Annotated in this window: 16 protein-coding genes; 1 reads left to right on the top strand and 15 read right to left on the bottom strand. The window is 41.2% G+C overall.

The window, feature by feature from the left end; genetic code table 11:
- Entirely contained in the window at nt 1-642 is a 642-nt protein-coding gene (locus ID12_RS16755) for a class I SAM-dependent DNA methyltransferase (RefSeq protein WP_017367686.1), read from the bottom strand.
- Nucleotides 643-829: 187 nt separating this feature from the next.
- On the opposite strand from ID12_RS16755, the gene ID12_RS16760 reads away from it, so the two are divergent.
- On the top strand, nt 830-1,036 hold the full coding sequence (locus ID12_RS16760) for a YrzA family protein (protein ID WP_026050117.1): 207 nt from the start codon (nt 830-832) through the stop codon (nt 1,034-1,036).
- A gap of 136 nt (nt 1,037-1,172) precedes the next feature.
- On the opposite strand, the gene ID12_RS16765 is transcribed toward ID12_RS16760, so the two are convergent.
- The 14 genes from ID12_RS16765 to ID12_RS16830 all read right to left on the bottom strand — a co-directional run bounded on the left by ID12_RS16765 (nt 1,173) and on the right by ID12_RS16830 (nt 13,951).
- The gene (locus ID12_RS16765; protein WP_008342663.1) at nt 1,173-1,838 is read right to left on the bottom strand and encodes a YrrS family protein; all 666 of its coding nucleotides are present in this window, start codon (nt 1,836-1,838) and stop codon (nt 1,173-1,175) included.
- Between the two features lie 67 nt (nt 1,839-1,905).
- Nucleotides 1,906-3,648, bottom strand: coding sequence for a peptidoglycan D,D-transpeptidase FtsI family protein (locus ID12_RS16770; protein ID WP_050827496.1), 1,743 nt, complete (start codon nt 3,646-3,648; stop codon nt 1,906-1,908).
- A 50-nt stretch (nt 3,649-3,698) separates the two neighbouring features.
- Nucleotides 3,699-4,172, bottom strand: a complete 474-nt coding sequence (greA, locus tag ID12_RS16775; protein ID WP_007501433.1) for a transcription elongation factor GreA — start codon at nt 4,170-4,172, stop codon at nt 3,699-3,701.
- A gap of 648 nt (nt 4,173-4,820) precedes the next feature.
- Nucleotides 4,821-5,453: a uridine kinase gene (udk, locus tag ID12_RS16780; protein ID WP_007501435.1), complete on the bottom strand. Its 633-nt coding sequence runs from the start codon at nt 5,451-5,453 to the stop codon at nt 4,821-4,823.
- Nucleotides 5,454-5,460: 7 nt separating this feature from the next.
- Complete coding sequence (locus tag ID12_RS16785; RefSeq protein ID WP_025207695.1) at nt 5,461-6,729, bottom strand: peptidase U32 family protein; 1,269 nt, start codon at nt 6,727-6,729, stop codon at nt 5,461-5,463.
- 20 nt (nt 6,730-6,749) lie between these two features.
- A complete protein-coding gene (locus tag ID12_RS16790; protein WP_035390948.1) occupies nt 6,750-7,679 on the bottom strand; it encodes a peptidase U32 family protein in 930 nt (309 codons plus the stop codon).
- Complete coding sequence (locus tag ID12_RS16795; protein ID WP_035390950.1) at nt 7,676-8,341, bottom strand: O-methyltransferase; 666 nt, start codon at nt 8,339-8,341, stop codon at nt 7,676-7,678. Before ID12_RS16795 ends, ID12_RS16790 begins: the two co-directional genes overlap by 4 nt.
- Nucleotides 8,342-8,553: 212 nt before the next feature.
- A complete protein-coding gene (gene mltG / locus ID12_RS16800) occupies nt 8,554-9,636 on the bottom strand; it encodes an endolytic transglycosylase MltG (RefSeq protein WP_050827498.1) in 1,083 nt (360 codons plus the stop codon).
- A 73-nt stretch (nt 9,637-9,709) separates the two neighbouring features.
- Nucleotides 9,710-10,798 carry an acetyl-CoA C-acyltransferase gene (locus tag ID12_RS16805; protein ID WP_046344993.1) on the bottom strand — a complete coding sequence of 363 codons (1,089 nt, stop codon included), beginning with the start codon at nt 10,796-10,798 and terminating at the stop codon, nt 9,710-9,712.
- Entirely contained in the window at nt 10,786-12,243 is a 1,458-nt protein-coding gene (locus ID12_RS16810) for an acyl-CoA synthetase (protein WP_046344994.1), read from the bottom strand. The genes ID12_RS16805 and ID12_RS16810 overlap by 13 nt, the downstream gene beginning before the upstream one ends.
- Nucleotides 12,243-12,809, bottom strand: a complete 567-nt coding sequence (locus ID12_RS16815) for a biotin transporter BioY (protein WP_007501449.1) — start codon at nt 12,807-12,809, stop codon at nt 12,243-12,245. Before ID12_RS16815 ends, ID12_RS16810 begins: the two co-directional genes overlap by 1 nt.
- Before the next feature lie 155 nt (nt 12,810-12,964).
- Nucleotides 12,965-13,249 carry a DUF1292 domain-containing protein gene (locus ID12_RS16820; protein ID WP_017358102.1) on the bottom strand — a complete coding sequence of 95 codons (285 nt, stop codon included), beginning with the start codon at nt 13,247-13,249 and terminating at the stop codon, nt 12,965-12,967.
- A gap of 15 nt (nt 13,250-13,264) precedes the next feature.
- Nucleotides 13,265-13,681: a Holliday junction resolvase RuvX gene (gene ruvX, locus ID12_RS16825; protein ID WP_003216519.1), complete on the bottom strand. Its 417-nt coding sequence runs from the start codon at nt 13,679-13,681 to the stop codon at nt 13,265-13,267.
- Between the two features lie 3 nt (nt 13,682-13,684).
- On the bottom strand, nt 13,685-13,951 hold the full coding sequence (locus tag ID12_RS16830; RefSeq protein ID WP_024718370.1) for an IreB family regulatory phosphoprotein: 267 nt from the start codon (nt 13,949-13,951) through the stop codon (nt 13,685-13,687).
- Nucleotides 13,952-13,987 lie beyond the last annotated feature (36 nt).

The following is a 13,987-nucleotide window of genomic DNA, read 5'->3' on the forward strand; positions in this document are numbered from 1 at the left end:
TCATTCCCTTTTCTTCGCTTCTACGATCCACACAAAATCATTCATTTGATGAAAAGATGTGCTAAAACCTTCTTCTTCAAAGATTTGCTTTAACACACCTATGGATGGATAGTATTCCGTTTCTAAATCCTCTGCAAGCTGATCGAATCCAGCGGCTTTCGCTTTGTTCGTTGCAGCTTGATGTGCTGCTTGATTTTGGAACATTGTATCAGCAAAGACTATTTTACCACCTGAGGGAAGGATGTTGCCATAGGTGTGAATGGCTTGTTTTTTTTCTTCGTCGGTTAAATGATGGAAAGCATATGAACTGACGATCGTATCTGGCTCAAAAGGTGGAGCTGGAAACGATAAAAAATCCCCGTCATGAAATACATCTGGTATTCCTTTTTGAAGAGCCGCTTTCTTCATGGCCTCTGAAGGTTCAACGCCAAACACTTTCTTATCTGCTTGAAGCAGTGCCGCCGTTAGGTTTCCTGTGCCGCTTCCAAACTCAATGACATGTTGACCTGCACGGCGAGTAATCTCTTTTAGAATGGCCGGATACCGGCGAAACACTTCTTTATACTGCTCGTCATGACCACTTACAGTGTCATCATAAGATTCAGCCCAATGATCAAATAAAGAAAGAAACTCACGTCCCATTTTTCTTTCCCTCCACTTTATCTATTTATTCCTATCCGTATAGTATGTTTTATTCCGTCGAACAGTTCCTATCCTACCACATCTTCTGATTCTTTCCTACTAAAAAATACTGGGCGGGGTAGAAAAATATTTGCCCTTTTGGATGGGAGAGATTATGATGAATCTAGAGCATGGAGGGATGAATGAAATGGATTTTCAACTGGATTTTTTAAAGGACAAAATTGAATTTTTTGAAGCAACGTCTTTAAAAGAACTTGAACAAAAGATCCAAAAACAAATTGAACATAATCAGGCGATCTTGCTGACTGTTCATTCTGTGAGTCATCAAACGACTGTCATTGATGATAAGATTTTGTATACAGCAGTTGTTCATTTTAAAGCGAATATCTCATAAAAAAAGATCAGCGTGTAGGCAGTCAGGTCTGTGCGCCGGTGCTAGTCCTTCCTAGACTGCAAAGGTTTTCTATCACGCTGAAAAGAAGAAAAAGGCTAAAATGAACTTCATTTTAGCCTTTTTGCATACATCTTTTTTATTTTAATTTTTCAACCTTCACAGGTTTCCAGCCTTTTTCATCCACCCACGTAATTTCTACACGGTAGCGTTCACCTGTTGATTTATCACGGATGGTTCCTTTTGCATCTTGAGGTCCTCCGTTATTTCCTAACCAAATAACAGTCATTTGGTCTTCTGAGATTCCTGTCGCATAGGACATGGCTTTGATCATTTCTTTCCAGTCTTTTGAGTTAGCATCATAGGTTGCTGTATGTGATCCCGATTGCTCTGTTCCTACAGGCTCCCAGTTATCGTTTTCATATGTTTTGTCTACGTCACTTGTTTTACCGCCATCTGTTTCTGTGGCATCTTTTAACGCATCTTTGTTTGGCTCTTCTTCATCATCTGTTTTCTTTGTATCGTCTTTTTTGTCAGATGAATCGTCTTTTTTTGCATTCGCATCATCGGATGTGTCTTTCTTTTGATCTTTCACATCTTCTTCTGAGTTTTGTTTATTTTCACTCGATGCAGGTGCTGTTTTTGATGGTTCGTCTGCTACATTTGTATCTTTCGGTTTATTAAAAATTAACAAACTCGATGCGACAACCAAAATAAGCACCACAACGATACCAATTAATATGTTAAGCACCATATTCGCCTTTCTGCGCTTATCACGATGTTCAAATCGAGAATTTCTACTCAAAATCTCTGCACTCCTTTGCCTCTGTTCCCTAAGTCGTTACTATTCTAACATGACATGAAGGGATGTTCTATGTCTGTTTCTTTTCAATTTCATTGACCTTTTTTACAATATCATAAAACGCTTCATTTGTCTTAGCCCGGCCACTTGCCTCATCAAGGTGAACAACAACCAGAGCGTATTTTGGTTTTTCTGCCGGAAAGTATCCGGCAAACCACTTGTGATAAAGTGGATTCCCCTGTTTATCTTTGCTGCCGGTTTGGGCAGTGCCTGATTTCCCTGCTATATGGAACGGCAGGTCTTGAAATCTTCTTCCTGTTCCTTTGTCAGACGTCACCACCTGCCTTAAGTACTTTTGCAAGGTTTGAGCTGTATAGCGGTCAATACTGTCACCATCAGGTCGTTTGTTTTGAAAGGATAGCATCGTTGTTCCGTTTTGATACATCACTTTATCTGCAATCCTCACTTCTTTTCGTTCTCCGCCCCTTGCAATCGTTGCCATCATATTGGCAATTTGTAAGGGGGTTGTTTTGACATTTTTTTGACCAATTGCCGTTTGCGCAATGGCTTTTTTGACATGCTTGTCTCTTTTATCTCCCCACACACTGCCTGTTTCTTCACGATCAAACTGTTTGAATTGTTGCTTATAGTATACATCCCCTTCCCAGCCGGCTCGATCCACAAGCCCAAGCTTTGAAGCTGTCTTTTCAAGGATTTGATCATCTGTTTGGATGAGCTGCTCAGCGAGTGTCGCAAATGTATAATTACAGCTTTGCGCAAAGCTTTCAGACAGATTCAGTACTTCCTGCTTTCCTTCTGGCTCTCCATATAAATTCTTTCGACAATCATACATCGTTTGTGGCTGGTTCAAGTTTTTTTCAATCGCTGCGGCAAGTACGACCGTTTTAAATACAGAACCGGGAGCCATTGCGGTCAGCATGTAATTTCTTGCCTCATGCCGGTTTTTGCTGGTCACATTTGGAACACTCGCCATCGCCAGCACACTGCTATTTTGAATGTCGAGCAGAACCGCTCCGCCTTTTTCAACCCCTTGCGCTTTGAGAACATTCTCCATTTCCCTCTGCATGTCTTCGTCAATGGTTGTCTGCACTTGCAGCGGATAAAACGAATGAGCTTCTGCTGTATATTTGACGTCCATCCCAAACAAAGGGTTTCCCCTTCCGTCCACATGATATAACAATTTTGTGTCTTGCTCTGGTAATAGAAATTCGTCAAATGTACTTTCCAAACCGAATGTACCGATCTCAGTGCGGATTGAAAGTTCTTTTTTGTCCGGATAACGCTTTCTCAAGAGTTCTGGATTCTCACTTGTGAAGCCTAATGTGTGGAGGGCAAGTCTTTTTTTGTCCTTCTCTTTCATATATACGCCGTAAACACCTGAATATTTCATATCATTGATGTCTTTCAGCTTTTTTTTCGTGATATCATCTTTTAAAATGAGTGGTTTCTTCGTTTCTGTCAGCTGGCTCTTCAATTCATCTTCTTCCATCTCAAGTATAGAAGCGGTTTGTTTTAAGTGAGGGAGGTCATATTGCAGGAAAGGAAATATGATGACCGCAGGCTCTTCTTTTGTGAGAAGTGCCTCGCCGTTTCGATCTAAAAATTCACCTCGTCCGTCTGAAATGACTACTTCTTCTGTCCGCTGCCTGACACTTTCTTGGATCAAATTAATATCAAGCTTTGAAAAAGATTCTGTGAAAAACAACTGAATTTCCGCTAGTCTAAATAGGAGGCCGAGCAATAAGATAAAAATAATGACACCTGTCCATTGGATTCTTCTTGTTTTCAGCATAAAAACACCTCGTCCCTATTGTGGACGAGGTGTTTATCGTATAAACGTAATTATGAAATTTTTACAATTTGGACGAACATTTCTCCGCCAGGTGTTTGAACTGTGACTTTGTCGTCTACTTGTTTTCCTAAAAGGCTTTTTGCAATTGGTGAATCGTTTGAAATTTTGCCTTCAAACGGATCAGCTTCTGCACTTCCTACAATCGTATAAGACTCTTCTTCACCGTCCGGTAATTCAACGAATGTCACCGTTTTACCGAGTGAAACAATATTTGAGTTACCTTCATCTTCAATAATTTTGGCATTACGAATCATATTATCAAGCGTTGTAATACGACCTTCTACAAACGCTTGCTCTTCTTTAGCAGAATCATATTCCGAGTTTTCAGAGAGGTCTCCAAAACTTCTAGCGATTTTAATACGCTCTACAACCTCTTTACGTTTAACCGTTTTCAAATATTCAAGCTCTTCTTCTAATTTGCGCTTTCCTTCTTCTGTCATTGGAAATACTTTCTCTTGTGCCATGAATCATTCACTCCTTCTATTAATCCTCATCATACAAGCTTTCTGCATGTGAGTGACGACTGAAATATACAAGAATGAGGACATATTCCGGCCCTCATTCCTTCTGTCCCATATTCGTAAAAGTCCATCTTACATGGCGTCCCTTTTAGATGCAACTATTATGCCTTTTTATTAGGCAGGAACAGCAGCGGTCTCATGATGATGTATTATCTTCATCGCACAAACTGTGGAAAGGCACAGGAAGCTCCTGTACCTCGTTCGGCCATTTCGATCATATGTAGAAGAATAGCTTATCCATTCTCCATCTTCCAATACATAATATGGTCAGTGTACGATATGTCTATGCTATATTATTACAAAATTGCATTTTGATCAAGAATTGTTTGAAAATTTATGATGATTTGTTTGTCGTTTTTTTAATATACTTTTACAAAGCAGGAATAACTGAAACTTTCAGCATCCCATCGTGATTTTCCTGTCTTCATTTCGCAGCATTGTTTTCCTATCATATCAAATCTTTTATTCAGAGGGCTGTTTCTTACAATGCTCACCGATGATTTCGGACTAGCCATTACTAAAGTATTGACTACAAGAGCATGATGTTGAAAAGACCTTTACGTCGTAAAGGTCTTTGTTCTTCTCCACCATTTACTCTCCGCGGTTTTGAAGAATCGTTTGAATTTTTGTCACCATGAGATCAATGGCCACATGATTTTGACCGCCTTCTGGGATGATGATATCCGCGTATCGTTTTGACGGTTCAATGAATTGATTGTGCATCGGTCTGACGACAGATACATATTGTTCAATCACGGAATCAATCGATCTGCCTCTTTCTTTCGTATCACGTAAAATACGGCGAATGATCCGAAGATCTGCATCAGTATCCACATACAGTTTAATATCCATTAAGTTTCTTAGACGTTCGTTTTCAAGAGCAAAGATTCCTTCAACGATGATGACATCTTTGGGTTCAACATGTACCGTCTCTTCTGAACGTGTGTTTAGTTTAAAATCATAAATCGGTTTTTCAATGGACTCGTACTTTAGCAGCGCTTCTACATGCTCAATCATCAGGTCATTGTCAAATGCAAGCGGATGATCATAATTGGTCAGCAGGCGCTCTTCAAATGGCATATGACTTTGATTTTTATAATATAAATCTTGCTGAAGCATGAGGATTGAATGTCCTTTAAATTTTTCGTAAATGGAATTGGTGACGCTCGTTTTACCTGAACCCGAGCCGCCAGCGATTCCAATCACCACTGGTTTTTTCCCCATGTGCCGGTTATTTCCCCTTTCTCATCATGTTGCTAGGGTATACTTTTTGATCAAGCTTAAATTTCACAATTTGCAGTGGATGACGAGCGGCATCGATTTCGTTCCCTTTTTCGTCCCAAATCGTCTCAATCTTACATGTGAAATTTTCGATTTCTGGACCGAAAAATTCAACTGCGTCGCCAGCTTTAAAGAAATTACGCTGCTGTAATGTGACAATTTGTTCTTGTTCATCATAATGAAGTACAAGACCGACGAAATCAAAGGTCGTTTTCTTTCCATGAATGCCAAACATTTGTTCATCCGTTCCTGGTACACCTTCAAAAAAGGCAGGAGCCGTGTCACGATTGGCACATTTGTCTAATTCATCGAGCCATTCTTGTTGAATGACGAAATTGTCTGGATCCGCACAGTAAGCATCAATGACTTTACGATAGACACTGACAACTGTTGCTACATAATGAATGGACTTCATTCGTCCTTCAATCTTTAAGCTGTCAATTCCCATTTCGATCATTTGCGGTATGGATTCGATGAGTTTTAAATCTTTTGGACTCATCGCAAATGGTGCATCTTCTTCACCGAATAAAGGCGCTTCCTCAGAGCCTTCTAGTTTATATAGGTCATAATCCCAGCGGCAAGATTGGCAGCAGCCTCCGCGGTTTGAATCTCTCGCTGTCATATGGTTACTGAGCACGCAGCGGCCAGAATAAGCAATACACATCGCCCCGTGAATGAACGTTTCGATTTCAATATCCACTTTTTCTTTCATTTCTTTAATCTCTAGAGCGCTTGTTTCACGTGCAAGGACCACACGCTCAAGCCCTTCTTCCTTCCAAAACTGCACCGCTTTCCAATTTGAAAGAGATTGCTGTGTGCTCAAGTGAACTTCAAGCTTTGGAGCTACTCGTTTGCATGTTTCGATGATGAGTGGATCAGCGACAATAATTCCCGCTACACCCGCTCCTTCAATCCCTTGAAGATATTCTTCCAGCCCGTCCATGTTTTCGTTGTGGGCGAAAATATTCGTTGTCACATAAATGCGAGCACCGTATTTGTTCGCAAATGCGACACCTTCTGCCATTTCTTCGATTGAAAAGTTATCTGCATTTGAACGAAGTCCAAATTCTTTCCCACCAATAAAAACAGCGTCTGCTCCATAATGCACAGCAATTTTTAGTTTTTCTAAGTTTCCTGCTGGCGCTAGCAGTTCTGGTTTTTTTGTAATGACACGTTTTCCATCGATCACTTCAGAAATTCCATCTTTTAAAAGTGCCATTTCCTCTGCCTCCTTTTATCTTAATAAACCGTTTCTTTAAAGAAAAATCCTGTATCGATTGAGCGGTTGACAGGCTGGATCTCTTCAATACGCTCCACCCATTCATCTTTTTGATCTTCATAGGCTTCCTTATCAGTCACTAGTAAATCAATGGCTTTTCGATAGAGGGATGTCACCTCTGTCATATAAGAAAGTGACTTTAAAATTCCGTCAATTTTAAATGAGTCAATGCCTGCGTCGACAAATTCTTCTAATTCATCAATCATACATACATCATTTGGACTCATAATGTGTGTGCCATTTTCATCCTCAAAAATAGGATATTTGTTTTGACGCTCCTCGTCGTGAAGGAATAGACCTTCTTCCATATTTCTGCCTTCCACGTCCATTTGTTTGCCTTGATATTCAAAATAGTTGCCAACAAGTGTCCGTTTCGATTGGAACATACAGGTCATGCCGTGGACTTGAATTTCAATCTCCACTTCGGCGTTTTCTTTGATATCAATCACACTGTCCATATTGAGTTCTTTGGCAAGAACAGCACGTGTTGCGCCTTTTCTGCCCCAGTAGTTACAAGTGTAATAGTTTGTCCCAGTTGTTTCTGTACTCCAGTGCAGATTCAAGTTGACACCTGTTTCTTTTGCGGCCATGATCACTGCCGGATCTCCAAAAACGACACCATCCACGTTTAACCCATCGAGAAAGGTTAAATAATCTCCAAGCAGTGCCACACGGTCATTATGAAAAATCGCATTCATGGCGACATATACTTTTTTGTGATGTGCATGTGCGAGTTGAACCGTTTGTTTCACATCTTCTCTTGAAAACTCACCTGCAAGACGGATTCCATATGTTTGTTCACCTATTAAAAATGCGTCAGCACCCGCTTCAATGAGCGGCAGTACATCCGACACCTTGCTTGGCGTCACAAGCAATTCTGGTTTTTTCATGATTGGTCACCTCTTTTTGTACTAATGGCGATCCCATCTCCAACTGGAATGATACACGTTTGGTAGTCAGGATTTGACATCAGCCATTGATTGTATCGATCAATTTTGCCTATTAATTGTTTTTTTCGTTTATCTTCAATTTCTTCTTCATAATTTGTCGCAACTAAGCCTTTAAATAATACGTTGTCTGTAATAATCATTCCGTCATCGGACAGCATCGGTTCAAACAGCTCAAAAAAGCGTTGATACTGACCTTTTGCCGCATCAATGAAGATCACATCATAGGGCGCCATCGTCTGAACCGTTTTAGCTGATTCCATCGCATCGCCAAAAAACACGTGAATTCTATCTTTGAAATGTAATTCTTCAATATTCCGTGTCGCTTCCTCATAACGTTTTGCATTTCGCTCAATCGTATAGATTTCAGCATCTGGCAGAGCTTCTGCCATTCGAATCGCTGAATAGCCAATCGCTGTCCCAACCTCAAGAATCTTCTTCGGTTTTTTCAAAGAAAGCAGCTGCAATAACAGTTCAATGCTCACCTTTTCCATGATTGGCACATGATGCTCTTTCGCATACTCCTCTAATTGAGCGATGGCATCAGGACTCGGCTCAATTAAATCTTCAATATAATCATTTATTTGATCATCTTCGATTGTCATTATATGTCTAACTCCTTCATGACCTGAAAAAGAAGAGTCCTGCCTGCTGCAGCTCTCTTTCTCGTCAATCTTTCGTTCATCTAAGTAAAAACAACCCGATATATTTTACCACAAAGATGTGGTAATTGCGAACCTATAAAATGGATATAACAACGAAAAAAACTGCAGGCAATTTCACCATTGTCTACAGTCTTTTTCCTCTCACATGGGCGTTAGTTGCTGCCTGTGATGTATTTCGCTTTCGCTTTGTTGTGCTCATTTAACGTTTTCGTAAAGACGACTTCGCCATTTTTCTTTGCTAGGAAGTAAACAAAATCTGTTTTCTCTGGATGGAGTGCTGCTTTCCAAGAAGATTCTCCAGCATTGGCAATAGGTCCAGGCGGCAGCCCTTTGTTTGTATACGTATTATAAGGTGATTTCACTTTTAAATCTTTGTAATAAACACGGGACTTATGCTCGCCAAGCGCATAAAGAACGGTTGGATCTGTTTGAAGCGGCATGTCCTTTTTCAACCGGTTATAAAACACACTTGAGATTTTTGCCCGGTCTGTTTTTTCGGTTGCTTCCATTTCTATTAGGGATGCCATCGTTAGGACATCATGGATGGACATCTTTCTCTTTTTCATGTCCTTTTCGTACGTTTTCACATATTGATCTGTTTGTTTAATCATCGTGTCAATGATTGTTTCAAGTGATTCATCCTCACGATAAAACGGATACGTCGCCGGGAATAAATATCCCTCTAACGGATGCTTGACTTGTTTCCCGTTCACTTGTGATGTCACCGTTTCCGGGTATTTTTTCATCAATTTTTTAATAAAGGCTGGATCATCCAGCTTCGCTTCAACTTCTTTCGCTGAAAAATTCGTCTGGTTTGCAATAATGGCTGCAATATCAGACAACTGTTTCCCTTCAGGTATCACAAGCTGAAATGCGTAGTCTGTCCCGCCAGATGTCAGCTTTTGAATCAGCTGATCCGCATCCATTGTTTGTTTGAGATGAAAATAGCCCGCTTTAAAGCCTGACGCTTTTTTGTACTTTGCATAGTAAGTGAAAATCGTGTCATTTGAAATCAGTTCATTTTCTTTTAAAATGCTCGCAATTCCACTGACAGATGTCCCATTTGGAATATGAATATTAATGGTTTGTTTGCTTTTTTGATCGACCGGCCCGAGTGCTGATTTTACATATAAAAAACCTGATAATGCTGCAATGATGATCACAGCAAGTACAGATAACAGGACGATCCCCATTTTTCGTTTAAAAAATGGTCGTTTCTTTTGTTCTGAAAACATGCATGGCCCTCCTCACATCTAGCTTTTATAGTACATGATTCGACGGAGTTCGGCAATTACTTGCTCATGCATGTCATGACAGAACTTGCCATAGTGTGGCTAAACCGACACCGCCCCCACTTCCAATTGCAGCCATGACATAGCTTCCATTCGGTAAGGCACGGGCTTCGTAAAACAGTCTCACCATCATAGCAGCTCCCGAGGCGCTATATGGATGCCCAAGACAAAGCGCACCGCCTTTTTTATTGATACGGTCATAAGGAATACCTAGTGTCCGGGCAATGAGTACTACTTTGAGCGCAAACGCTTCATTGATTTCAAAAAGTGCAACATCTTCTATCTTCACCTGTTCTTTATGTAAAAGTTTCTTGATTGCATCAATTGGTGAAGCAGCAGGATAATGCGGGTCTATAGCGGTCACGGCACTCCCGATATACCGCAGCATAGGGCTAAAGCCTTTTGCCTCCGCTTCCGCTCTTTCCATCACAACGACGGCAGCTGCACCATCTGCTTCTTTACAGCTATTGGTCACAGTCACAGTACCTTTGCCTGGTAAAAAGACAGGTTTTGCCCGCTTTATCAAGCTTGCAATCGGTCTTATTTTAGCTGCCGCTTCATCTGTACTCATCCCGCTAATCGGAACAATTTCTTCTGAATACGTTCCTTGCTTGAATGCGGTTATACTTCGTTCCCAGCTTAAAAGTGCATAGTCATCTTGCTCTTGTCTCGCAACTGAAAATCTCGACGCCGTCAGCTCTGCCGCTTCCCCCATATGAGGGTCCCCTATCCACTCTGGAGAAAAGCGGGCCCTTTCTTTCATTGGTGACCGAGAAATGCTTTCCGTTCCACCAGCGATATACATTGATCCCTCCCCCGACTGAATCATGATGCACGCCGTTCTAATGGCTTCAAGACCGGAAGCACACTGCCTATCAATGGTCATACCCGGAATATGTAATGAAAGCCCTGCTTCTAACGAGGACAGACGGGCAATGTTGCCACCACCCCCGACGACATTGCCTAAAATGATGTCATCTGGCTTGGTCACGTTTGAAAAATGCTGGATCAAGGGCGCGGCTAGATGCTCTGGCTGGTAATCCTTCAACATTCCATTTTTCTCACCGAAGGGCGTCCGCTTCGCTTGTACGATCACGGCTTGCATGATAATTGTTCCTCCGCCCACTTTTTCATACTGGCACGAGCGATTTTCCCTCCTGATGTTTCGATCATTTTGTCCGTGACGAGCCATTTTTTTGGTACTTTGTATGCCGCTAATGTTTCTTTTACAGCTTGCCGAATGGTTTTTGTTTGCTGTACATTCTCAATAATGGCAACAGGGATTTCGCCCCAATATGGATCAGGAAGTCCAATCACGATTGACCGATTCACCTCTGGCTGTTCATTCAGCACACGCTCAATTTCCTCTGGAAAAATATTCAGTCCCCCATAGACAATCATGCCATTCTCGCGGCCGCTCATATACAAGTAACCATCTTCGTCGAGCCACCCCATGTCATATACGGTCAGCCACTCTTCGGGCGGCTTTTCATCTTGTAAATAGCCTGAAAAAGACATTGGGCTTTTCACATAAATTCTCCCTATTTCATTTGACTTGCAAACGGTTTGATCTGCCCTCCTGACTTCAACCTGAATAGAAGGAAAAGGTTTTCCGACAGAAGTAGGTTTTTGCAGAAAGTCATCAGAAGATAAATAGGAAACAAAACTCAATTCTGATGTTCCATAAAAATCAAAAAATGTGATGTGAGGATAGCGGTTGACGAGCTGTTTTTTTGAAGAGTTTCCCCAATCTGCACCAGAAGACAGGACAAGAAGCGGATTCTTTCCGAAAGCATCCATTTGCAGTAACGATTCTGTCATGGTCGGAACCGTATAAATAGCCGTGATGTCTCCTCTTTCTAAGATGTTTTTTGCTTTCTCTGGCACAAATTTTTCTAACAATGTCACGGTGCCCCCGAAATAAAGTGTGCTGATCGCGCCGTATAAAAAATGAGAGGATAAAAGTGTGCCCAAAATCAGTACATGATCTTGATGTGTGATCCCAAAGACGGATGTTGTCATTTGAAAGCTCTCGATCCATGACTGCTGGCGTCTTATAAAGGCTTTTGGCGATCCCGTTGATCCTGAAGTAAATCCCATATAAAAAGCAGGATCTTCCTCCGGTTCACCTTTGTTCGATTGAACGTTTATGCTGAGGCTGATTCTTTCTTTCCATTCAGATAAAGAGAGCACTGGCATGTCCAGCTTGTACTTTTCAATCCTTTTGATATATCGATCTTCCACAATGACAAGGTCCGCGTCGCTTAATAAGAGCTTTTCCGCGCATTCCTTGTCACTCCACCGCGGATCAAGAGGCACCGCTGTCCATCCTGCAGAAGCTGCGCCAGCAAATAGTTGAAGAAACGGAACACCATTTGATACTAAAAAAGCGACTCTTTTTTGCTGATGAGGCGTTTCTTTTAACCATTGTGCAGTTGACTGCACACGCTCATGCCATTCTTCATAAGTGATCTGCTCTTTTTCATCTATGATCGCCATCTGATCTGGCTTCACTTTTGCATGAGCCGCATAGCTTTCCGTTATTCTCATCAAACTGCTCGCCTCCCTCTATGTAAGTCCCTTTTTCGATATGACATCGCTTGAATGATTTTCACCGTGAAGACAGCACATATCCCTGCTTTGATCAGATCACCCGGTAAATAAATGACGCTGAACAGAGCTGCTTGCGTGATCTTTATATGCATCATCATGGCTTGAAAGGGAATTCCGCCTATATATAATATCCCGATACTGCATACCGCATAGATCAAAAATAGTCGTAAGGCCGTCACTTTCTTCAGCCGGTTAAGCCACAGGCTGATCATAAAGGCAGCCACTGGATAAGCAAGTAAAAAACCACCGCTTGGCCCAAAAAAGACCCCTATTCCGCCTCTTCCTCCAGATAAAAGAGGTGCGCCTGCTGCCACTATTAGAAGAAACAGAAGTAAACTAATCAGCGCTTGCTTTGGTTTTAACAGCCCTCCAGCAAGCAAAAGACCTGCGGTTTGTAAGGTGATTGGTACAGGTGTAAACGCAAGAAAAATAGGCGGAATTAATCCTAACATCCCAATAACTGCTGTCATTAATGCCATTTGCATCATATCGTGAATTTTCAATTTTCATACCCCTCACTCGATTCATTATTAAAAATAGCGTAAAAGGTCGAGCGATATATGTCAACTAAATTTCAATAATAGTTTACATATAGAATGTAAAAAAAGACCTGTGAAGAAAGATCACAGAGATCATGTTCACAGGCCTTTTATTCGTTCTATTCTTCTTCGTCTTCTTGATCTAAGAACGTATTTAACGTTTCTTCAATCATGTCCCACTCTTCATCCGTTTCAATTGGCTCTAATTCGCCATCTTCACCGTCTTCGTTTGGTGTGAAGCTTGATGCATGAATTTCAATTTCTTCGTTATCTTGTTCAGAAATTGGGTAGTAAAGAACATATGATTTGTTAAAATGGTCGCTTTCAAAAGTAAATAGTACTTCGCAAAGCTGCTCATTTCCATTATCATCAACGATTGTAATTTGCTTTTCTCCGTGTTCCATTTGATTCACCTCATTTTAATTTAAGCTGTCTAAATACCCTTGAAGGATCATAACAGCCGCCATTTTATCAATGACTTTTTTACGCTTTTGTCTGCTCACATCTGCAGAGATGAGCATTTTTTCTGCTGCCATCGTTGACAGACGCTCGTCCCAAAGCACAACAGGAACATTGTACGTGTTTTCTAACACTTTCGCAAATGATTGGCTGGCCTCGCCTCTTGGACCGACCGTACCGTTCATATTTTTTGGAAAACCAAGGACAATTTTATCCGTTCCATATTGCGAGACGATCTCAGACAGGCGGCTGAGACCAAAGTCTCCGCCTGCTTCATCAATTTTAATGGTTTCAATCCCTTGAGCTGTCCATCCCATTTCATCACTGATTGCCACACCAAGGGTTTTCGTGCCTAAATCTAAGCCTAAAATTCTCATGTTTTACGCCTCTTTATGTGTCTCTAAGTACGATTTAACCAATTCCTCAATTAATTCGTCTCGTTCTAGTTTACGAATTAGGTTGCGTGCATCCTGATGTCTTGGAATATAAGCAGGGTCGCCTGACAGCAAGTATCCGACAATTTGATTGATCGGGTTGTATCCTTTTTCTTGGAGTGCGTCATAAACTGTTATGAGCACTTCATTCACATTGGTTTCAGCTGAATCATCAGAGAAGTTAAACTTCATTGTCTTATCAAATGAACTCACTGCTTCTTGCACCTCTCTTCCAACATTCTACTAGCA

The sequence above is a fragment of the Bacillus altitudinis genome (assembly GCF_001191605.1).
In the GTDB taxonomy this organism is placed as follows: domain Bacteria; phylum Bacillota; class Bacilli; order Bacillales; family Bacillaceae; genus Bacillus; species Bacillus altitudinis.

Bases quoted from the DNA above. Each gene is read 5' to 3' on its own strand.
- greA (WP_007501433.1), bottom strand. From the start codon at position 4,172: ATGGCACAAGAGAAAGTATTTCCAATGACAGAAGAAGGAAAGCGCAAA.
- ID12_RS16820 (WP_017358102.1), bottom strand. From the start codon at position 13,249: ATGGAACACGGAGAAAAGCAAATTACAATCGTTGATGATAATGGAAAT.
- ID12_RS16770 (WP_050827496.1), bottom strand. From the start codon at position 3,648: ATGCTGAAAACAAGAAGAATCCAATGGACAGGTGTCATTATTTTTATC.
- ID12_RS16795 (WP_035390950.1), bottom strand. From the start codon at position 8,341: ATGACAATCGAAGATGATCAAATAAATGATTATATTGAAGATTTAATT.
- ruvX (WP_003216519.1), bottom strand. From the start codon at position 13,681: ATGAGAATTTTAGGCTTAGATTTAGGCACGAAAACCCTTGGTGTGGCA.
- mltG (WP_050827498.1), bottom strand. From the start codon at position 9,636: ATGTTTTCAGAACAAAAGAAACGACCATTTTTTAAACGAAAAATGGGG.
- udk (WP_007501435.1), bottom strand. From the start codon at position 5,453: ATGGGGAAAAAACCAGTGGTGATTGGAATCGCTGGCGGCTCGGGTTCA.
- ID12_RS16760 (WP_026050117.1), top strand. From the start codon at position 830: ATGGATTTTCAACTGGATTTTTTAAAGGACAAAATTGAATTTTTTGAA.
- ID12_RS16810 (WP_046344994.1), bottom strand. From the start codon at position 12,243: ATGAGAATAACGGAAAGCTATGCGGCTCATGCAAAAGTGAAGCCAGAT.
- ID12_RS16805 (WP_046344993.1), bottom strand. From the start codon at position 10,798: ATGCAAGCCGTGATCGTACAAGCGAAGCGGACGCCCTTCGGTGAGAAA.
- ID12_RS16785 (WP_025207695.1), bottom strand. From the start codon at position 6,729: ATGGCACTTTTAAAAGATGGAATTTCTGAAGTGATCGATGGAAAACGT.
- ID12_RS16790 (WP_035390948.1), bottom strand. From the start codon at position 7,679: ATGAAAAAACCAGAATTGCTTGTGACGCCAAGCAAGGTGTCGGATGTA.
- ID12_RS16755 (WP_017367686.1), bottom strand. From the start codon at position 642: ATGGGACGTGAGTTTCTTTCTTTATTTGATCATTGGGCTGAATCTTAT.